Origin of the sequence: Stutzerimonas azotifigens (assembly GCF_013522725.1) — a bacterium.
Classification (GTDB): Bacteria; Pseudomonadota; Gammaproteobacteria; order Pseudomonadales; family Pseudomonadaceae; genus Stutzerimonas; species Stutzerimonas azotifigens_A.
Map to the genome: position 1 here is coordinate 91,508 of NZ_JAAMRF010000002.1, position 19,076 is coordinate 110,583.

The window sequence follows — 19,076 nt, forward strand, 5'->3', positions numbered from 1 at the left end:
CCTGATGAAGATCGCCGCCAATCTCGACGTCCTGTTCGGTGACAGACCACTGCCCGAGCGTGTGCTCGCCGCGCGCCTGGTGGGTTTCGATGGCGTGGAGCTGCGCCATCCTCTAAGCGTCGCGACGATCAGCTTGGCGCAAGCGCTCGAACGGGCTGCTCTACCGCTGGCACGTCTGGCAGTGGACGTGGCCGTGGACGGCTTCGAGTCGGCGCTGCAACGGGCATTGACCGACTCTGCGATGCTTCGCCCGCAACAGATCAGCGTCGAGGTCGAGGCCCTTTCAGCTGCCACGGCCGAGGCGCAGTTGCGTAGGGCAGCCGAGGCCTTCGCACTGCTCGGCATCGGCGTGTTGTGCCGTGACGACTCCGCGCAGCCGAGCGGTTTCGCCGGGCTGCTGGCGCTGGTCGAGCAGGTCGATCACCCCAATTGCCGTGTGCAGCTCGATCTGTCCGGCGAGCCTGAAGACCGCGCTGCAATAGAGCTGCTCTCCGGCTGTATCGGCTATTTGCAGCTGTGTCGCCTACCCACAGGGGAAAAGGGCACGGCCTTGCTCGATGCGCTGCGCTCTGCTGATTATCAGGGTTGGCTAGGGCTCGGCTATCGAGGCGCGGAGGCGCTGTTGGCTAGCGGGTCGCATCGCCCGGCATAAGCCCGGCGAATGTTCACAGACAGCCTATGGAAGGCGCTCTAGAGTGGGTAACAACCGGGCACAGCGCCGGCATTACAAGAACAATCGAGAGCGACCCTCCATGCAGCCATCCACCCAAGCCGCTAACGCCTGGCGCGTCCTGTTCCTGCTGTTTCTGGCCAATCTGTTCAATTTCTTCGACCGCACCATTCCGGCCATCATCGCCGAGCCGATCCGCCTGGAGTGGAGCCTCAACGATTTCCAACTCGGCCTGATCGGTACCGCCTTTACCATCGTTTACGCCATCGCCGGTGTACCGCTGGGGCGCATGGCGGACATCGGTTCGCGGCGCAAGATCATGGGTTGGGGCCTGACCGCCTGGAGTGGACTGACCGCGGTCAACGGGCTCGCCTGGAACTTCTGGAGCTTTCTGCTGGTGCGCATGGGCATCGGCATTGGCGAGGCGAGCTACGCCCCGGCGGCCAACTCGCTGATCGGGGATCTGTTTCCCGCTCACAAACGCGCACGGGCGATGGGCATCTTCATGCTCGGCCTGCCGCTGGGCCTGCTGCTGGCCTTCTTCACCATCGGCTCGATGGTGGAATACTTCGGTAGCTGGCGAGCGCCCTTCTTCATCGCGGCGATTCCGGGGCTGCTACTGGCGGTATTCATCTTCTTCATCCGCGAGCCGCAGCGCGGGGCGGCCGAAGCGGTAAAGGTCTCGCAGGAGCCTGTCCAGCAGCCGGTTCGCAAGGTGCTGGCGATCCGTACCTTCTGGTGGCTGGTGATGGCCGGGCTGGCGTTCAACTTCGCGACCTATGCTTGCAACGCCTTCATGGTTCCGCTGCTGATGCGCTATCACGGCGTACCGCTGGTGGAGGCCTCCGTCGCCACCGGTATCATCGTCGGTCTGACCGGGCTGATCGGGTTGACCCTCGGTGGCTGGGTCGCCGACAAGATTCATCAGCGTTTTGCCCGTGGACGGTTGATCTTCGCGGCGGCGAGCATGGCCGTGGCTACGCTCGCCACCGGTTATGCGCTGCTGGCCGGGCGCATCGAGGTCGGCGTGTTCGTCGCGGTGTTCAGTATCGGCTGGCTGTTTTCCTACAACTTCTACACCTGCGTCTACACAGCGATCCAGGATGTGGTCGAGCCGCGCCTGCGTGCCACGGCGATGGCGTTGTTCTTCGCGGGGCTGTATCTGCTCGGTGGCGGCATGGGGACGGTGGTCGTGGGGTTGCTCTCGGATCATTTCGCCGAAGCGGCGATGCTGGCCGCCGGTGCGACCGAGATGGCCGAGGCGTTCCGCGCCGAAGGTCTGCATGGCGCCATGTACCTGATCCCGGCCTCGCTGCTGCTAACCATGCTGTTCCTGTTCCAGGCCTCTCGGACCTTCTGCCAGGACGCCAAGCGGATGACCGATGGCATGGACCAGTCCGCCAGCGCCGCTGAAGCCGAGGCCGCCCTGGCCTGACGGCTCGATCCCGCCGTGCGGCTCGCTGCCAGCTTTTCCGGCAGGAGTCGCGTTGGTCGCACGGGGTTCAGCAAGCGGTTTCATGCGATTGGTGTCTCAGTCGAAAGCGAAAAGCTCGCAGTCTTGACCGCGAAGCTCTTGTCCTGCGAGCTGCTGTTCCCTTCACTCAGGACACGACGAGTAACCAACGCGACGATTGGCCTGCATTTGCCGGCGGGCTCGCATAAACTGCGCGGCCGTTTTTTCTGGCAGTCCGTCCATGCACACCACACCTGCCCGCGCCTGCGGTATCGACTTTGGCACTTCGAACTCCACCGTTGGCTGGTGGCGCCCCGATGCCGAGCCCTTGATCGTCCTGGAGGGCGATGACCTGACTCTGCCCTCTGTGGTGTTCTTCAACCTCGAAGAGCGCCGTCCGGTCTACGGCCGCCAGGCCCTGGCCGAATACCTGGAGGGTTACGAAGGGCGGCTGATGCGCTCGCTCAAGAGCCTGCTCGGCAGCAAGCTGCTCAAGAGCGAGACCACCGTGCTCGGCAGCGCCATGCCATTCAAGGATATCCTCGGGCTGTTCATCGGTACGCTCAAGCAGCGCGCCGAAGCGCAGGCCGGCCAGGCGTTCGAGCAGGTGGTGCTGGGCCGTCCGGTGCATTTCGTCGACGACGACCCGGTCGCCGATCGCGAGGCCGCCGACACCCTGGCGGGTGTGGCGCAGACCCTGGGGTTCAAGGACGTATCCTTCCAGTTCGAGCCGATCGCTGCGGCCTTCGATTACGAGTCGCGGATCGCTCGCGAGGAGCGCGTGCTGATCGTCGACATCGGTGGCGGTACCTCCGACTTTTCGCTGGTTCGGCTCTCGCCGGAGCGGCGCGGTGTCGATGACCGCCAGGCGGACATCCTGGCCACTGGCGGCGTGCACATCGGCGGTACCGACTTCGACAAGCAGCTCAGCCTGCACGGCGTGATGCCTCTGTTCGGCTATGGCAGCCGGATGAAGAGTGACGCGCCGATGCCGACCAGTACCCACCTGAACCTCGCCACCTGGCACACCATCAACGCCGTCTACGCGCCGGCGTCGCTGCGCGCCTTGCAGAGCATGCGCTACGACATTCAGGACCCGACCGGCATCGACCGACTGTTCCGTCTGATCGAACAGCGCGCTGGGCACTGGCTGGCGATGCAGGTGGAGCAGGGCAAGATTGCGCTGACCGATGCTCAAGAGCATCTGATCGATCTGGCCCGGATCGAGGCGGGTCTTGCCGCCGAGCTGACGCGTGACCGCTTCGAGGCGGCCATCGATCCTTTGCTCGAGCGGATTCGCCGTACCGTCGACGAATTGCTGGTGGCTGCCGGGCTCGGCAGTGATGAGGTCGATACGGTGTTCTTCACCGGCGGATCGAGCGCCATTCCGGCGCTGCGCCAGAGCATCGCCCAGGTGCTGCCCAACGCCCGCCATGTCGAAGGCGACCGCTTCGGCAGCATCGGCAGTGGCTTGGCCATCGAAGCCAGGAAACGCTACGGCTGAGCCTCGCCGCGCTGCACTCGGTAGCGTTTACGGTGTCGCATGGAGAGGTTTTCCGTCCGTCGGGGAGTGTCCATGTCCTATCGTATTCGCGCCCGGCATCGTGCCGACGAAGAGGTGCGCAAGGTCGCGCTCGGTCGTCTGGTCAAGGCCGTGCAGGCCCTGTCCGTGCCGCCTGAACAGCAGGCCGAAGGCGTGCATCAGGCGCGCAAGCGTTTCAAGGAGCTGCGCGCCTTGCTGCGCCTGGTGCGCACGCCGCTGGGCAAGCGCTTTGCCCAGGAAAACTGCCGCATCCGTGACGCTGGGAGAGGTCTGGCCGAACTGCGGGATGCGACTGCCCTTCTGGAGAGCTGGGACGCGCTTGCCGGGCACTACGCCCAGGCATTCTCCGCCGGGCCGATGCAGCAGGTGCGCCAGCGCCTGCAGGCTCGCGCCGACAACACCATCGCGAGCGAGGCGGGCGATACCGCGGCGCAGATTCCGAAGGTGATCGGTGAGCTGGAGCGGACCATCGGTGAAGTCGAGGATTGGCCACTCTCGGGCAAGGGCTTCGGTCTTTTCGCCGAGGGGCTGGCCAAGACCTACGGCGACGGCCGTGCCGAACTCGCGCGCGTCCGACGCGACCCCAGCGACGAACAGCTGCACGAGTGGCGCAAGCGGGTGAAGGATCTCTGGTACCAGACCCGCCTGCTGATGGACGCCTGGCCGGCGGTGTTGCGTACCCAGTGCAAGCTGCTCAAGCGTCTGGCCGATGCGCTGGGCGACGATCACGATCTGGCGATGATGCAGCAGTTGATGACGCAGGAGCCCGAGCTGTTCGGCTCCGAGGAGACCAGCAGACAGGTCGCCCGCTACCTCGCGATGCGTCGCGCAACGCTGCAGGGCGATGCCTTGGAGCTTGGGCGTCGACTATATGCCGAATCGCCCAAGGCACTGGTCAAGCGCTGGCAGCGGTACTGGAAGATTGCCCGCTCGGTCGAAGCGGAGCAGCCCTGAATCTCGAGAAGCCTGCGGGACTCCTGCAATCGGCAGAAAGGATGCTTTGAAGCCAGCCCTCGCGGGGCCGGCTTCGAGCAATCTCAACCGGCGACCAGGACGCGAATCGCTTCCAGGCGCAGGGCGGCTTTTTCCAGCATGGCGAGACCGTCTTCGCGTTGCTTGCGCAGGGCTTCGATCTCGCTGTCGCGCACGCTCGGATTGACTGCCTGCAAGGCCGTCAGGCGTGCCAGTTCTTCGTCCAGGTCGGCCTGCAGCCGGCGCTGGGCATCGGCAACACGCTCGGCATGGCGCGGCGCGATCTTGCTTTCGGCGGCGTTGACCTGCACCGCGAGCACATCGCGCTGGGCCTGGATGAACTTGTTGGCGCTGGCCCGCGGCACGCTTTCTAGCTGGTCGTTGAGCGTGTCGAAGGCGACCTTGCTGGCCAGGTCGTTGCCGTTGGCGTCCAGCAGACAGCGCAGCGCCACCGGTGGCAGGAAACGGCTCAGCTGCAACGAGCGCGGCGCGACCACTTCGCTGACGAACAGCAGTTCGAGCAGCACGGTGCCGGGCTTGAGCGCCTTGTTCTTGATCAGCGCCACGGCGGTGTTGCCCATCGAGCCGGACAGCACCAAGTCCATGCCGCCTTGAACCATCGGGTGTTCCCAGGTGAGGAACTGCATGTCCTCGCGGGCCAGCGCTTGCTCCCGGTCGTAGGTGATGGTGACGGCCTCGTCGTCGCCCAGCGGGAAGCTCGCATCGAGCATCTTTTCGCTGGGGCGCAGGATCAGCGCGTTTTCCGAATGGTCCTCGCTGTCGATGCCAAACGCATCGAACAGCTCCTCCATGTAGATCGGCAGGGCGTACTGGTCGTCCTGCTCGGCAATCGCCTCGACCAGCGCATGGCCTTTCTCGCCGCCGCCGGAGTTGAGCTCCAGCAGCCGGTCGCGGCCGGTATGCAGTTCGGCTTCGAGGCGCTCGCGCTCGGCACGGGCTTCGTCGAGCAGTGTCTGGAAAGCCTCGTCGTCGCCTTCTTCGAGCAGCGGCAGCAGGCGCGGGCCGAACCGGTGCTGCAAGGCGCTGCCGGCCGGGCAGGTCGACAGGAACGCGTTGAGCGCCTGGTGATACCACTGGAACAGACGTTCCTGCGGGCTGGTTTCCAGGTAGGGCACATGGAGCTGGATGACGTGCTTCTGGCCGATCCGATCGAGGCGGCCGATGCGCTGCTCGAGCAGATCGGGGTGCGCCGGCAGGTCGAACATCACCAGGTGATGGGCGAACTGGAAGTTGCGCCCCTCCGAGCCGATTTCCGAGCAGATCAGCACCTGGGCGCCGAATTCCTCGTCGGCGAAGTAGGCGGCGGCGCGGTCGCGCTCGACGATGCTCATGCCTTCGTGGAAGACCGTCGCCGGGATGCCGGAGCGCACGCGCAGCGCATCTTCGAGGTCCAGTGCCGTTTCAGGATGGGCGCAAATGACCAGCACCTTGAATTTCTTCAGCATCTTGAGGGTGTCGATGAGCCACTCGACACGCGGATCGAAGCGCCACCAGCGCGAGTCTTCGGTCAGATCCGGCTGGCTCTGGAAGCTCACCTCCGGATACAGCTCGGCATGCTCGCCCAGCGGCAGTTCCATGTATTCGACCGGGCAGGGCAGCGGATAGGGATGCAGCTGACGCTCCGGGAAACCCTGAACCGCGGCGCGGGTGTTGCGGAACAGCAGGCGGCCGGTGCCGTGGCGATCGAGCAGCTCGCGGATCAGCCGCGCGCTGGCCTGGACGTCGCCGTCGCTCACCGCGGCCAGTAGCGCCTCGCCTTCGGCGCCGAGGAAACTGTGGATGGTCTCGTGCGCCTTGCTCGACAGGCGCCCCTCTTCGAGCAATTCCTGCACGGCCTCGGCCACTGGCTGGTAGTTGGCGCTTTCAGCGCGGAAGGCTTCGAGATCATGGAAACGGTTCGGGTCCAACAGGCGTAGGCGGGCGAAATGGCTGTCCTGGCCTAGCTGCTCAGGCGTGGCGGTAAGGAGCAGTACGCCGGGGATGACTTCAGCCAGTTGTTCGACCAGGCGGTACTCGGCGCTGGCGCCTTCGGCGTGCCAGACCAGGTGGTGCGCTTCGTCGACGACCAGCAAGTCCCATCCGGCTGCGAAGGCAGCGTCCTGGACGCGCTCGTCGCCTTTGAGCCACTCGAGGGCAACCAGCGCCAGCTGAGTGTCTTCGAAGGGATTACTGGCATCGCTTTCGGCGAATCGCTCGGCATCGAACAGCGCCGGGTTCAGGTTGAAGCGACGGCGCATCTCCACCAGCCACTGGTGCTGGAGGTTCTCGGGGACGAGGATCAGCACACGGTTGGCGCGTCCCGAGAGCAGCTGGCGGTGAATGACCAGGCCCGCCTCGATGGTCTTGCCAAGGCCAACTTCGTCAGCCAGCAGTACACGGGGGGCGATGCGGTCGGCGACTTCCTTGGCGATGTGCAGCTGGTGCGCGATGGGTTGGGCGCGAACGCCACCCAGGCCCCAGAGGTCCGACTGCAGCTGTGTGCTCTGGTGCTGCAGGGTGTGATAGCGCAGGGCGAACCAGTTCAGCGGGTCGATCTGGCCGGCGAACAGACGGTCGCTGGCCAGACGGAACTGGATGAAGTTCGACAGCTGGGTTTCCGGCAGCGTGCGGGGGGCGTTCTGTGCGTCGAGGCCGTGATAGACCAGCAGGCCGTCGATGTCCTCGACCTCGCGGACGGTGAGCTTCCAGCCTTCGAAATGGGTGATCTCGTCGCCGGGGACGAAGCGCACCCGCGTCAGGGGCGCATTGCGCGCAGCGTACTGGCGGGTTTCGCCAGTGGCCGGGTAGAGCACGGTGAGCATCCGGCCGTCCTGCATGAGGACGGTGCCCAAGCCCAGTTCCGCCTCGCTGTCACTGATCCAGCGTTGCCCCGGTAGATACTGCTGCGCCATGCTGCCTCCCCATGTGAAAAAAGCCGGCTATGGTAACGGAACCCGGTTGCAAGAGCGACGCGCAGTTGCCGAGCCGATAACAGACGGAGTCTAGCGTTACCGTTACAGTCGTTGTGCGCTTGGCCGATCAAGCGGCTATTGGAGAGCCAGCATGTTGCCACCGATCCCAACCGGCGTGATTCCGGTGACCGCCCAGCAGGACGTGGTCAAGCCGCGTCCCGATATAGCCCCCGTGACACCGGTGCAGCCGAGCGCCGACGAAAGCGCGGTGGGCCTCGATCGCCGTCACCCCCAGGAAGCCGAGGAGATGCTTCGCGAGGAACAGCGGCGGCGTCAGCGCCATGGCTATACCCCCGAGGAGCTTGCCGAGGGCGAGACCGACGAGCAGGACAAGGCCGGACTCGAAGAACTTCCGCGCCAGGGGCTATGGGTGGACATCGAGGTCTGATCGATGTGTAGCATGCAAGGCCTGTTCGCCAACCTTCATCGCGCATGATCCTCGATCCTTCTTTCAGGCTGGCTCTAGCCGATGCCGAACTCTATTACCTGCCCGGCTGGGTCGAATCCGGCGAGGCCGATCGCTGGCTCGCCGAACTGATCGAGCGGACGCCTTGGGAGCAGCCGCAGGTGCGTCTTTATGGGCGCAGCTTCCCGGTGCCGCGCCTGGTGGCCTGGTATGGCGACCCGCAGGCACGCTATCGCTATTCGGGTCTGCTGCACGAGCCGCTGGCCTGGACGCCAATGCTGGCGGAGATACGCCAGCGGGTGCAGGCCGCCGTCGACAGGCCTTTCAATGGCGTGCTGCTCAACCTCTATCGCGATGGTCAGGATGCGATGGGCTGGCACAGCGACGACGAGGCAGAATTGGGGCGCGATCCGCTGGTGGTTTCCCTGAGTCTCGGCGCGTCCCGACGCTTCGACCTGCGCCCCTGCGGCAGCAGTCGCATCGCGCATTCACAGGCGCTCGAGCACGGTTCGCTACTGGTCATGGCCGGCGCCACACAGCATCATTGGCAACATCAGATCGCCCGCACGCGCAAGGTTTCGGCGCCGCGGCTCAATCTCACCTTTCGCCTGATCGATCCGGAGCCGGGCCATGAGTAACGACGACAAGGTCATCGACTTCACCACCGAGCGTGGCAAGCGCATCCATGACCTGAAGGAGAAGCGCCTGACCGAGCTGCGCGATGCCTTCGAAAAGGCCATGCCGCTGGGCAAAGGCCGCAAGAAGAGCAAGGGCAAGCCGAAAAAGCGCTGAACGACCATCCCTTCGCTGCCCCGTCCCGCCAGCCTTGGCGGGCGACCTTCTTTTTCTTGACCTGCGTCAGTATTGGCCCCCGCCTGAGGGCGGAGCGGCCCGGGCATTGACGCGGGTCAATTTTCGTCGGCCATCCTCGGTTTACCTTGCATCCATCGCGACATTGCAGCCGCAGGAGGGAGAGATATGTTCGTCGATGAGGTGGTACTCGCAGGGGTGGTCACGGTCGGCTTGATGTTCGCCTTCTTCGGTGGGGTCGGTTATTTCATCTGGCAGGACTCGCGCAAGAAACAAGGCTGATCCTGCCCGATACACAGAGCACGCAAGGCATTTAGGCGACTTCGGTCGCCTTTTTTTTGCCTGGAAAAAGTCGCGTTGCGGTTATTAGTTAGCTAGCTAATAATTTAATCGGTGTGGACCTGTCAGATGTCCAACGTGCCGATTGACCTCACCGAGCCTACGCTGTCGTGCCAAACGCCCTCCAGCCATTCATCTTTCCCGACAAAGCGGCTCTTCAGTTCGCCTGCAAGACCCTGCTCGGCGCTGGGTTGGCGCTATGGCTGGCCATGCGCTTCGATCTGGAGCAGCCGCAGTGGGCGATGATGACGGCCTTCATCGTCGCCCAGCCGCTGTCCGGCATGGTGTTGCAGAAGGGCCTGGCGCGGGTGATCGGCACGCTGGTCGGCACCTGCATGGCGGTGGTTCTGATGGGGCTCGCAGCCCAGGCGCCCTGGCTGTTCCTCGGATGCCTCGCGGCCTGGCTCTGGCTCTGCACCGCCGCTTCGACGCTGCTGCGCAGTGCCTGGTCCTATTCCTTCGTGCTGGCCGGTTACACGGTAATGCTGATCGGCCTGCCGGCGCTGGCCGAGCCGGTGTTGGTGTTCGACCACGCAGTGGCGCGCTGTACCGAGATCCTCCTCGGCATCAGTTGCGCGACGTTGACCAGCGCGGTGCTCTGGCCGCAACGGGTCCAGCTGCAACTGGCGCAGCAGGCAGAGGCCGCCTGGCGCTCCGCGCTCGCCAGTGCCCAGGCTTCGCTGCAACCGGGAGAACCGGACCGCCAAGGGCTGCTGGAAATGCTTGGGCGGATCGTTGCGGTGGATGCCCAGCGTGAGCACGCCTGGTTCGAAGGGCCTCGCGGACGCATACGGGCCAGGGGCGTACGTGCGCTCGGGGCGCGTCTACTGACGCTGTTGCGCACTGCACGGGCCGTGCGCCGCCAGCTGCGCGAGCTTTCCGAAGCCGAGCGCGTGCAGCTCGCACCCTGGCTCGACGAGGTGCGTGCCGCCTTGCAGTCGCCTGACCTGAAAACGCTGCGGGCGCTGCGCGAGCGCCTGATCGGCGAAGCCCGGCAGCCAGATCTGGGCGCCAACCTGCATTACTGCCTCGGTCGCCTGGCCTTGCTGCTTGAGTATGCGGCGGCGGCCAGCGAAGCCCTGGAGGCGGTCGAAGAGGGGCGGGAGCCCGAAGATCGGAGCGGCGAGCTGGCGGCCCATCGTGACCTCGCTCTGGCGCTGGCGTACGGGCTTCGCAGTGCGCTGACGTTCACCGCGCTGGCGACCTTCTGGATGTTCACCGGCTGGACCGCCGCGGTGGGCGCGATGATCCTCGCGGCAGTGGTCTGCGGGCTGTTCGCCAGCCGCGACAACGCGGTGCAGATCGGCTTCAGCTTCCTGCGCGGCATCGCGATGGCGATTCCGGTCGCCTTCGTCGTCGGCCAGTTGTTGCTTCCACAGTGGAGCGGCTTTGCGATGCTCTGCCTGGGGCTCGGCGTGCCGCTGTTCTTCGGCGCGCTGGGCATGGCGCGCCCCGCGCTGGCGGGTACGGCCACGTCGTTTTGCCTGCACACCATCGTGCTGGTCGAGCCGCAGAATCTCATGCGGTTCGACGTGGCCTACTTTTTCGATCAGGCCATCGCCATGCTGATTGGAGTCGGTTGCGCCGTGGCCGCGTTTCGCCTGATCAGCCTGCGCCATCCCGCCTGGCACGGGCGGCGATTGCTCGAGGCGACCCTGCGTGACCTCGGGGAGCTGACCTCGCGGCGCCTGGCCGGTGCCGAGACCTGGTTCGCCGGACGCATGGCAGACCGCCTGCTGCAACTGGCGCGGCACCATTCGATCCTGCCACCGGAGCGGCGCAAGCGCTGGGACGACGGCCTGCTCGGGCTGGATATGGGCGACGAGCTGCTGCACTTGCGCCTGTGCCTCGCCGCCGCCAGGCCGGCCGAGCAGGGCATCCAGATGCAGGCGCTGCAGGCATTGCAGAAGGTGCTGATACAAGGCCCTTCGCCGCAGCGAAGGGATTGGCTCGACACGCCGGCCGAGCGCCTTCACGAGGTGCTCGCCAGTGCAGCGCCGGGCGAGGCGCGGCGCCTGGGCGAGGCGGCGGTCGAACAGCTCAGGCGCAGCTGGCGGCAATGGTGCCGTTTGCAGGAGGAAACAGCCGATGTGGCATGAATGGTCCCTGGGCGGGGTGCTGGTCAGTCCGTTCCTGCCAGCCGCGGTGCTGGCGCTGGTGCTGACCCTTGGCCTGCGCATGCTGCTGCGCGCGGCGGGCCTGGGACGTTGGATCTGGCATGAAGCGCTGTTCGATTGCGCGTTATTCGTCTGTGTACTGGGCGTCGTGGTCGCCGTCCTTTTTCGTCTGTAGGAGCTTTGCATGCGCACTGCAATTCGTGTCGCCGTGACCCTGACCGTGGTGCTGCTGGCCGTGGTCGCCGGCTACAGCCTCTGGCATCACTACCTGATTTCGCCCTGGACGCGGGATGCGCGGATACGCGCCGACGTGGTCACCGTCGCGCCCGATGTTTCGGGCCGGGTGGTTTCCCTCGCGGTGCGCGACAACCAGCACGTCGAGGCGGGACAGGTGCTGCTCAGCATCGACCGCGAACGTTATCAGGCGGCGCTGGACAAGGCCCGTGCGGTGGCCGAGACGCGGAATCAGGAGCTGCGCTTGCGCGAGCACGAGGCGGCTCGTCGTTCGCAGCTGCGCCAGTCGATCAGCGATGAGCAAAAGGAAAATGCGCAGATCGCCGCGGCCATCGCCCGAGCGCAATACCGCGAGGCCCAGGCCGAGGTCAGGGTTGCGGAGCTCAACCTCGAGCGCTCCGACGTACATGCGCCGCGCGCGGGCCAGGTGACCAACCTGCGGCTCGCCGAAGGCAACCATGTCTCGGCCGGCGAGCCGGTGATGGCGCTGGTGGCGGACGGCTCGTTCTACGTGCAGGCCTATTTCGAGGAAACCAAGCTGCCGGGTATCCGCGTCGGCGATCCGGTGCGCATCTGGCCGATGAGCAGCGGCGAGCCCCTGAGCGGCCGGGTCGAGAGCATCAGCCGCGGCATCACCGACCGCAACGCCAACCCCGACAGCCAGCTACTGGCCGACGTGGAGCCTACCTTCCAGTGGGTGCGGCTGGCCCAGCGCATTCCGGTGCGCATCCGCTTCGACAGCCTGCCCGAAGGCACCGAGTTGAGCGCCGGTATGACCGCCAGCGTGCAGGTCGTGGAGGAGTAGGGGAGAAGCACGACCGAATCGTGGCATGGCAGACGTAGGGTGGATGGCGCTCTTCTCATCCACCATGGCTGGCCCAGGGTGGTGGATGATGAAGCGCCATCCACCCTACATCTCCCCTTAGCAGCGCTCCACCCGCGCGGGCGTGCGCTGCATCAGCAGCCTGCCTTTGCGGATCGATGCCAGGGCGTAACCCTGGGTGCGGATCATCTCGTAGTCGCTGGGCGCCGACAGGATCAGCAGGTTGGCCGGACGGCCGGGTTCCAGGCCATAGCCTTCGCCCAGGTTCAGCGTGCGCGCGCTGTTGTCGGTAATCAGGTCTAGGCCGCGCTGCAGATCCTCGTAGCCGAGCATGTGGCAGATGTGCAGCCCGGCTTCGAGGATGCGCATGATGTTGCCGTTGCCCAGCGGGTACCAGGGGTCGACGATGGAGTCCTGGGCGAAGCAGATGTTCATGCCGGCGCGGTCGATCTCCGCCACGCGGGTGAGTCCACGGCGTTTGGGATAGGTGTCGAAACGGCCCTGCAGGTGGATGCTTTCGGTCGGGCAGGAAATGAAGTTGATCCCCGACATCTTCAGCAGGCGGAACAGCTTGGAGCAGTAAGCATTGTCGTAGGAGCCCATGGCCGTGGTATGGCTGGCGGTGACCCGCGCGCCCATGCCGCGCACCCGGGCCTGTTCGGCGAGCACTTCGAGAAAGCGCGAGTGCGGATCGTCGGTTTCGTCGCAGTGCACGTCCACCAGCAGACCCTTGCGCTCGGCCAGGTCCATCAGAAAGTGGATCGAGCTGACCCCCTGTTCGCGGGTGTTCTCGAAATGCGGGATGCCGCCGACCACATCGGCGCCGATGGCGACGGCCTCTTCCATCAGGTGGCGACCGCCTTCGAAGGATTCGATGCCCTCTTGGGGGAAGGCCACGATCTGCATGTCGATCAGGTGACGGGTCTCGTCGCGGACCTCGACCATGGCCTTGAGCGCGGCGAGGGTAGGGTCAGTCACGTCGACGTGGGTACGCACGTGCTGGATGCCGTGGTCGACCAGCATGTCGATGGTCTTCTTCGCCCGTGCCTTGCTGTCTTCATGGGTCACCAGGGCTTTGCGCTCGCCCCAGCGCTCGATGCCCTCGAACAGGGTGCCGCTCATGTTCCAGGCCGGCTCGCCGGCAGTGAGGGTCGCGTCGAGGTGGATGTGCGGTTCGATGAAGGGCGCGGTGACCAGGTTCGATGCCGCATCGAGGTCGCCTACCGTGGTTTCTGCCGGACTGGGCTGGGGAGCGATGGCGGCGATGCGCTCGCCTTCGAGTTCGATGCGAAACAACCCTTCTTTACCACGCAGACGGGCGTTGACGATGTTCATGGGGTACTCCTCGTGTATCGGGGCGACGACAGCCGCCAGATCATCAGGGCGACGGCAACGTTCAGTCGATCGTGCGGATCGCTGAACGAGCAGCCGGTCAGCGCTTCGATACGCTGCATGCGATAGCCCAGGGTGTTGCGGTGCACCGCCAGCCGTTGAGCCGCTAGCGCCAGGTTGCCGTTTTCGTGGAACCAGGCCTCCAGGGTCGGCATCAGCACCGGCTCGCGGCGCGAGTCGTCGCCGATCAGCGCGCCGAGCACGTTGTCGACGAAGCGGTCCAGCAGGCTGCGGTCGCGAATCGCGCCAAGCAATTCGAGTACGCCCAGCTCGCTGAAGCAACACAGGCCCAGGCGCTCCGGAAACGATTGTGCAGCCACCAGCGCCTGGCGTGCCTCGCCCAGGGCCGTGATGAGTTGCCCCGGTCCATGGCCGCTGGCGCTGAGGCCGGCGAACAGGCGCAAGGGTGACAGGTTCTGGTTCAGCTCATCCAGCACCGCGGCGAGCGCCTGACGATTGGTCTGCGCATGGGTGGTAGGCGCGGGGAACAGGGCGATCCAGTGCTCGCCCTGGCACACCAGCGGCAAGGGGTCGCCAAGCTCGTTGAGTGCTTGCTCGAGGCGCCGTTGCAGTCGCTGGCGGCTCGCCTGAAGGCGGCGCTCGGCATGATCGGCCGGCTCGTCGGTGAACAGTCGTTCGCTGTCCTCGAGTTTGATCAGGGCGACCTGACGCGGCACCGCCAGCGGCAGGTGCAGGCTGTCGGCACGCTGCAGGAGTACATCCAGCGACTGGTAGTCGCCCTCCAGCAATTGCTGCAGGACATGTTCGCGCGAGCGCCCGCGCATCTGCTCCTGCACCAGGGCGGTACCGATCGCCTGGGTGACCACCACCATTTTCAGCTGGTAGGGCTGCTCCAGCAGCGGCACGCCTAGGCGCTCGGCCTCGGCGATCACCGGCTCGGGAATGGTATGGATGAATTCTTCGCCGGTCAGGATCACCACACCGGCCGTGACCCGCTCCTGAGCTTCGCCGAGCAACCGCAGCAGGTTGGCTTCGTCGCGCGGATGGTTGATGCCGGTGACGAACACCAGCTCGCCACCCATCACCCAGTCGGCGATGCCTTCGTTCTCGGCGACATAGGGCCAGCGCACCGGATTGTTCAGCCCGGCGGCGCCTGAACGCAGGCGCAGGCTCTCCAGGCCGGGCAGGGCCAGCACATCGGCGACCGTCAGGCTCATGCGCGCGGTTCGGCCAGGGCCGCGTTGCGCCCCAGCAGCGCGCGCTGCGCTTCGAACAGCAGGACGTAGGCCAGCGCGCCGACGAGGATGCCGACGATGGGCGCAATCCAGGGCGACAGATAGGCGCACAGCGCACCGATGAAGTAGGCCGCCAGGCCCACCCAGTTGAAGGTCGGCAGTTGGCTGTCGGCCAGGGCCGGATAGCGGCCGCGATGGCCATAGAAGTAATCGGCCATGATCACGCCGCCGATCGGCGGGATGATCGAGCCGAGCAGAATCAGAAAGGGGATAAGCATGTCCGACATGCCCCCAATCGCCAGCAGCGTGCCGATCGCCGCACCGCCCAGGGTGACCAGCCGGCGACGCCCGGTGCGCAGCAGGTTGCAGCCGGCCGCGGCGAAGTTGTAGATGGTGTTGTCCTGGGTGGTCCAGAGGTTGAGGAACAGCATCACCACCGCAGCCATCGACAGGCCCTGCAGGACCAGCACTTCGACGACGTCAGGCTGCTGGTAGACGATGGCACCGTAGGCGCCGGCAATGATCATCAGGCCATTACCGATGAAAAAGCCGATCAGGCTCGCCAGCACCGCGACGCGGCCGTTCTTGGCAAAGCGTGTCCAGTTGGTGGCCTGGGTGGCCCCGCTGACGAAGGTGCCGAAGACCATGGTGATGGCGACGCTCAAGGTCATGCTTTCGCTGGGCTCGATGGCCATCAGCGCATCCAGGCCGCCCACGTCGCGCGTGGCGATCCACAGCGAGCAGACGAGCAGGGCGAGCATCGCCGGGACGGCGAAGCGCGAGAGCAGGTCCAGGCCCTTGTAGCCGACGAAGGCGGTAACGCAGAAGCCGAAGCCGAACAGCACCATCAGCGGGATGGTCAGCCCCTCAGGCAGGCCGAGAATCTTCACCAGCACCAGGGCGATGGTGGCCGTTCCCCAGGCGTACCAGCCGACCTGGGTGAAGCCCAGCAGTATGTCGGACAGCTTGCTGCCCATCTCGCCGAAGCAGAAGCGCCCCATCAGCACCGAGTTCAGCCCGCTGCGGCAGGCGATCAGCCCGAGCACGGCAGCATAGGCACCCAACAGCAAGTTGCCGATGACCGCGGCCCAGAGCAGGGTGGTGAAGTCGAACGCCATGCCGATGCGGCCGCCGGCGAACATGGTGGCGGTGAAGAAAGTGAAGCCGAACAGCATGATCGAGGTGGAAAACAGGCCCTTGCGGGCGCTGGCAGGGACCTCGCTCAACGGGAAGTCGCTGTCGCCTTGGCGTGCTTGAGTCATGTCCGTAACTCCACAGTGTAAGTGAAGTCATCGCTCTAGCAGTCGCCATGCCAGTTCGCTCGGCGTGGGGCGAACGTTCGAAAATGCCGGTGTAGGTTGTGCTTGCTGCACAATGGATTCGGGGGGTAGGGCGCTTTAGGTCGTGTTTCCTTGTGATATGCGAACAATGCGTGAGTCGCTTTGGTGCGAGACGGCGCGCGCCTGCACCGCTTTCGCACGCGAAAAAAAGGCCCGCGACGGCGGGCCCTGAGAGGACGGCGTGCTCGTCAGCCGATGCTGACGGTCGGCACGGCCTTGATTTCGACGGTCTGCGCCTTGCGCGGCGCGAGAATCTCGGCTTCGCCGTCGACCACCATTTCGTCGCGCTGATTGAACACCTGTGTGGCGATGCGTACGCGGAACTTGGGCAGCTTCTCGAGGATTTCCAGGCGAACGGTCAGGGTGTCGCCGAGCTTGACTGGCAGCGCGAAGCGCATCGTCTGACCGAGGTAGATGGTGCCAGGGCCAGGCAGCTCGCAGGCGACCGCGGCGCTGATCAGCGCACCGCTGAACATGCCGTGGGCGATGCGCTCGCGAAAGATGGTGGAGGCGGCGAATTCGGCGTCCAGGTGCACCGGGTTGTGGTCCCCCGACATCGCGGCGAACAGCTGGATATCGCGCTCTTCGACGGTCTTGCTGTAGGAGGCCTTCTGACCGACTTCCAGGGCTTCGTAGGGGGTATTGCTGAGGGTGCTCATGGGCGCTCCTTGAATATGACCGGCGAGTCACGGCCGGGGTCTGTATCCGGATATTACCCGGTACTGCCCGGATGGGCTGTGAGGCTTGGACGCCACGGATGGCCTCCCAGGCACGTAACGGCCGATTGGCGCGGCCGGCGCCTGGGTGGCGGGTGTTTCGGAGGCAGCAAGGTGATGGAAGATTCACACCGCTGATGGAGCCGGGCGAGCCCTTGCGCCTTCTTGCCAAGCTGCTAAGTTCGCGGCAGTCCGCCCTGCGCGGGCCAGACAAACTCAGGTAAAGAGGCCAAGAACAATGCAACCTGATTTCTGGAATGACAAACGTCCCGTGGGCATACCGAACGAGATCGATCTGGGAGGGTATCGTTCGGTGATCGAGGTGTTCGAGCGAAGCTGCAAGCAGTACGCCGATCGCCCCGCTTTCAGCAACATGGGCGTCACGCTCACCTATGCGGACCTGTCGCGCTATTCCGCCGCGTTCGCCGCCTATCTGCAGAACCACACCGACCTCAAGCCCGGCGACCGCATCGCCGTGCAGATGCCCAACCTGCTGCAATACCCGATCGCCGTGTTCGGCGCGCTGCGTGCGGGCCTGACGGTGGTCAACACCAACCCGCTGTACACCACGCGGGAGATGAAGCACCAGTTCAAGGACTCCGGCGCGCGCGCGCTGGTCTACCTCAATACCTTCGGCAAACAGGTGCAGGAGGTTCTGCCGGACACCGATATCGAATACCTGATCGAGGCGCGCATCGGCGACATGCTGCCGCCGCTCAAGGGCCTGCTGATCAATGCCGCGGTCAAACACCTGAAGAAGATGGTGCCCGACTACCAGCTGCCACAGGCGGTGCCGTTCAAGGCCGCATTGCGCGATGGTGCACGGCACAGCCTCAAGCCGGTGTCGACGATTCTCGACGATATCGCGGTGCTGCAGTACACCGGCGGCACCACCGGCGTGGCGAAGGGCGCAATGCTCAGCCATGGCAACCTGGTCGCCAACATGCAGCAGGCGCGGGCGAACATGCAGCAGCTGGGCGAAGACGGCCATCCGATCATCAGGGAAGGCCAGGAAGTGATGATCGCGCCGCTGCCGCTCTATCATATCTACGCCTTCACCGTGAATTGCATGTGCATGATGGTGACCGGCAACCACAACGTCCTGATCACCAACCCGCGCGACATCAACGCCTTCGTCAAGGAGCTGCAACAGTGGCGTTTCACTGGCTTCCTCGGCCTCAACACCCTGTTCGTCGCACTGATGTCGCATCCGGATTTCAAGAAGATCGATTTCTCGGCGCTCAAGGGCACCAATTCCGGCGGTACCGCACTGGTGGCCGCGGTGGCCGAGCGCTGGCGCAGCATTACCGGCGTGACGGTCGTGGAAGGCTATGGCCTGACCGAAACCTCGCCGGTGGTCTGCGCCAATCCGCACGGTGAACGGTCCCGGCTGGGTACCGTTGGCCTGCCGGTGCCGGGCACCGCACTGAAGGTTATCGACGAGCAGGGCAACGAGTTGCCGCTCGGCGAGCGCGGCGAGCTCTGCGTCAAGGGCCCGCAGGTGATGAAGGGATACTGGCAGCGTCCCGAAGCGACCGCCGAGGTGCTCGACGAGGAGGGTTGGCTGAAGACCGGTGATATCGCCGTGATCGATCACGACGGCTTCGTCAGCATCGTCGACCGCAAGAAGGACCTGATTATCGTCTCGGGTTTCAACGTCTACCCCAACGAGATCGAAGAAGTGGTCATGGCCCATCCGAAGGTTACCGCCTGCGCGGCCGTCGGTGTCCCGGACGAGAAATCCGGCGAGGCGGTCAAGCTGTTCGTGGTGCCGAGCGACAAGGCGCTCACCGTCGAGGAGCTGCAGGCCTACTGCCGGGAAAACTTCACCGGCTACAAGATTCCCAGGCACTTCGTCTTCAGGGATTCGCTGCCGATGACGCCAGTCGGTAAGATACTGCGCCGGGAACTGCGCGACATCGCCTGACACCCCCGCAACACACGCTGCGATAAATGACCGAAGCCTTTGCTTCGGTCATTTTTTTGCCGGCTCGATAGAAAGTGGACACTGTTCGGCTGGGGGCAAAACTGCTAACCTCAGGCCCGCTTTTTGCCGGTATCGCGGTACAAAAGTTAACAAAACACAACAAAAC

The 19,076-nt window shown here is 65.0% G+C and carries 17 protein-coding genes; 12 read left to right on the forward strand and 5 right to left on the reverse strand.

What is annotated here, in order from left to right; genetic code table 11:
- Window positions 1-4 precede the first annotated feature (4 nt).
- From G7026_RS03280 to G7026_RS03295, 4 genes are all read left to right on the forward strand, one after another.
- A complete protein-coding gene (locus tag G7026_RS03280) occupies window positions 5-652 on the forward strand; it encodes a hydroxypyruvate isomerase (protein ID WP_181069345.1) in 648 nt (215 codons plus the stop codon).
- 100 nt (window positions 653-752) lie between these two features.
- Entirely contained in the window at window positions 753-2,105 is a 1,353-nt protein-coding gene (locus G7026_RS03285) for a spinster family MFS transporter (RefSeq protein ID WP_181069346.1), read from the forward strand.
- Window positions 2,106-2,364: 259 nt separating this feature from the next.
- Window positions 2,365-3,627: an Hsp70 family protein gene (locus tag G7026_RS03290; RefSeq protein WP_181069347.1), complete on the forward strand. Its 1,263-nt coding sequence runs from the start codon at window positions 2,365-2,367 to the stop codon at window positions 3,625-3,627.
- Window positions 3,628-3,699: 72 nt separating this feature from the next.
- Window positions 3,700-4,620, forward strand: coding sequence for a CHAD domain-containing protein (locus tag G7026_RS03295; protein ID WP_181069348.1), 921 nt, complete (start codon window positions 3,700-3,702; stop codon window positions 4,618-4,620).
- An 83-nt stretch (window positions 4,621-4,703) separates the two neighbouring features.
- Here G7026_RS03295 and rapA read toward each other — a convergent pair whose 3' ends face one another.
- Window positions 4,704-7,550, reverse strand: coding sequence for an RNA polymerase-associated protein RapA (gene rapA, locus G7026_RS03300; protein ID WP_181069349.1), 2,847 nt, complete (start codon window positions 7,548-7,550; stop codon window positions 4,704-4,706).
- A 151-nt stretch (window positions 7,551-7,701) separates the two neighbouring features.
- On the opposite strand from rapA, the gene G7026_RS03305 reads away from it, so the two are divergent.
- The 7 genes from G7026_RS03305 (at window position 7,702) to G7026_RS03330 (ending at window position 12,321) form a co-directional block, all read left to right on the forward strand.
- Window positions 7,702-7,998 (forward strand): aspartate-semialdehyde dehydrogenase, encoded by a 297-nt coding sequence (locus tag G7026_RS03305; protein ID WP_181069350.1) that lies wholly within the window; start codon window positions 7,702-7,704, stop codon window positions 7,996-7,998.
- Between the two features lie 44 nt (window positions 7,999-8,042).
- Window positions 8,043-8,654: an alpha-ketoglutarate-dependent dioxygenase AlkB family protein gene (locus tag G7026_RS03310; RefSeq protein WP_181069351.1), complete on the forward strand. Its 612-nt coding sequence runs from the start codon at window positions 8,043-8,045 to the stop codon at window positions 8,652-8,654.
- Window positions 8,647-8,808 carry a hypothetical protein gene (locus tag G7026_RS03315; RefSeq protein WP_181069352.1) on the forward strand — a complete coding sequence of 54 codons (162 nt, stop codon included), beginning with the start codon at window positions 8,647-8,649 and terminating at the stop codon, window positions 8,806-8,808. Before G7026_RS03310 ends, G7026_RS03315 begins: the two co-directional genes overlap by 8 nt.
- 186 nt (window positions 8,809-8,994) lie before the next feature.
- Window positions 8,995-9,108: a cytochrome c oxidase subunit CcoM gene (gene ccoM, locus G7026_RS22730; RefSeq protein WP_308811753.1), complete on the forward strand. Its 114-nt coding sequence runs from the start codon at window positions 8,995-8,997 to the stop codon at window positions 9,106-9,108.
- Window positions 9,109-9,275: 167 nt separating this feature from the next.
- Entirely contained in the window at window positions 9,276-11,264 is a 1,989-nt protein-coding gene (locus tag G7026_RS03320; protein WP_181069353.1) for an FUSC family protein, read from the forward strand.
- A complete protein-coding gene (locus tag G7026_RS03325) occupies window positions 11,254-11,457 on the forward strand; it encodes a DUF1656 domain-containing protein (protein WP_181069354.1) in 204 nt (67 codons plus the stop codon). The genes G7026_RS03320 and G7026_RS03325 overlap by 11 nt, the downstream gene beginning before the upstream one ends.
- Before the next feature lie 9 nt (window positions 11,458-11,466).
- Window positions 11,467-12,321 (forward strand): efflux RND transporter periplasmic adaptor subunit, encoded by an 855-nt coding sequence (locus G7026_RS03330; protein WP_181069355.1) that lies wholly within the window; start codon window positions 11,467-11,469, stop codon window positions 12,319-12,321.
- Between the two features lie 117 nt (window positions 12,322-12,438).
- On the opposite strand, the gene codA is transcribed toward G7026_RS03330, so the two are convergent.
- The 4 genes from codA to G7026_RS03350 form a co-directional block, all read right to left on the reverse strand.
- Window positions 12,439-13,674: a cytosine deaminase gene (gene codA, locus G7026_RS03335; RefSeq protein WP_181069356.1), complete on the reverse strand. Its 1,236-nt coding sequence runs from the start codon at window positions 13,672-13,674 to the stop codon at window positions 12,439-12,441.
- Complete coding sequence (locus tag G7026_RS03340) at window positions 13,671-14,909, reverse strand: PucR family transcriptional regulator (protein ID WP_181069357.1); 1,239 nt, start codon at window positions 14,907-14,909, stop codon at window positions 13,671-13,673. Before G7026_RS03340 ends, codA begins: the two co-directional genes overlap by 4 nt.
- Complete coding sequence (gene codB, locus G7026_RS03345) at window positions 14,906-16,189, reverse strand: cytosine permease (protein WP_181069358.1); 1,284 nt, start codon at window positions 16,187-16,189, stop codon at window positions 14,906-14,908. The genes G7026_RS03340 and codB overlap by 4 nt, the downstream gene beginning before the upstream one ends.
- 266 nt (window positions 16,190-16,455) lie before the next feature.
- Entirely contained in the window at window positions 16,456-16,926 is a 471-nt protein-coding gene (locus G7026_RS03350) for a MaoC family dehydratase (protein WP_181069359.1), read from the reverse strand.
- A 295-nt stretch (window positions 16,927-17,221) separates the two neighbouring features.
- Between G7026_RS03350 and fadD2 the strand changes: the two genes are divergently transcribed.
- Window positions 17,222-18,910, forward strand: a complete 1,689-nt coding sequence (gene fadD2 / locus G7026_RS03355; RefSeq protein ID WP_181069360.1) for a long-chain-fatty-acid--CoA ligase FadD2 — start codon at window positions 17,222-17,224, stop codon at window positions 18,908-18,910.
- Window positions 18,911-19,076: the final 166 nt, after the last annotated feature.

Coding starts and splice junctions, on each gene's coding strand:
- G7026_RS03285 (WP_181069346.1), top strand. CDS start 753: ATGCAGCCATCCACCCAAGCCGCTAACGCCTGGCGCGTCCTGTTCCTG.
- G7026_RS03340 (WP_181069357.1), bottom strand. CDS start 14,909: ATGAGCCTGACGGTCGCCGATGTGCTGGCCCTGCCCGGCCTGGAGAGC.
- codB (WP_181069358.1), bottom strand. CDS start 16,189: ATGACTCAAGCACGCCAAGGCGACAGCGACTTCCCGTTGAGCGAGGTC.
- G7026_RS03295 (WP_181069348.1), top strand. CDS start 3,700: ATGTCCTATCGTATTCGCGCCCGGCATCGTGCCGACGAAGAGGTGCGC.
- ccoM (WP_308811753.1), top strand. CDS start 8,995: ATGTTCGTCGATGAGGTGGTACTCGCAGGGGTGGTCACGGTCGGCTTG.
- G7026_RS03315 (WP_181069352.1), top strand. CDS start 8,647: ATGAGTAACGACGACAAGGTCATCGACTTCACCACCGAGCGTGGCAAG.
- codA (WP_181069356.1), bottom strand. CDS start 13,674: ATGAACATCGTCAACGCCCGTCTGCGTGGTAAAGAAGGGTTGTTTCGC.
- G7026_RS03325 (WP_181069354.1), top strand. CDS start 11,254: ATGTGGCATGAATGGTCCCTGGGCGGGGTGCTGGTCAGTCCGTTCCTG.
- fadD2 (WP_181069360.1), top strand. CDS start 17,222: ATGCAACCTGATTTCTGGAATGACAAACGTCCCGTGGGCATACCGAAC.
- rapA (WP_181069349.1), bottom strand. CDS start 7,550: ATGGCGCAGCAGTATCTACCGGGGCAACGCTGGATCAGTGACAGCGAG.
- G7026_RS03280 (WP_181069345.1), top strand. CDS start 5: ATGAAGATCGCCGCCAATCTCGACGTCCTGTTCGGTGACAGACCACTG.
- G7026_RS03305 (WP_181069350.1), top strand. CDS start 7,702: ATGTTGCCACCGATCCCAACCGGCGTGATTCCGGTGACCGCCCAGCAG.
- G7026_RS03350 (WP_181069359.1), bottom strand. CDS start 16,926: ATGAGCACCCTCAGCAATACCCCCTACGAAGCCCTGGAAGTCGGTCAG.
- G7026_RS03330 (WP_181069355.1), top strand. CDS start 11,467: ATGCGCACTGCAATTCGTGTCGCCGTGACCCTGACCGTGGTGCTGCTG.
- G7026_RS03290 (WP_181069347.1), top strand. CDS start 2,365: ATGCACACCACACCTGCCCGCGCCTGCGGTATCGACTTTGGCACTTCG.
- G7026_RS03310 (WP_181069351.1), top strand. CDS start 8,043: ATGATCCTCGATCCTTCTTTCAGGCTGGCTCTAGCCGATGCCGAACTC.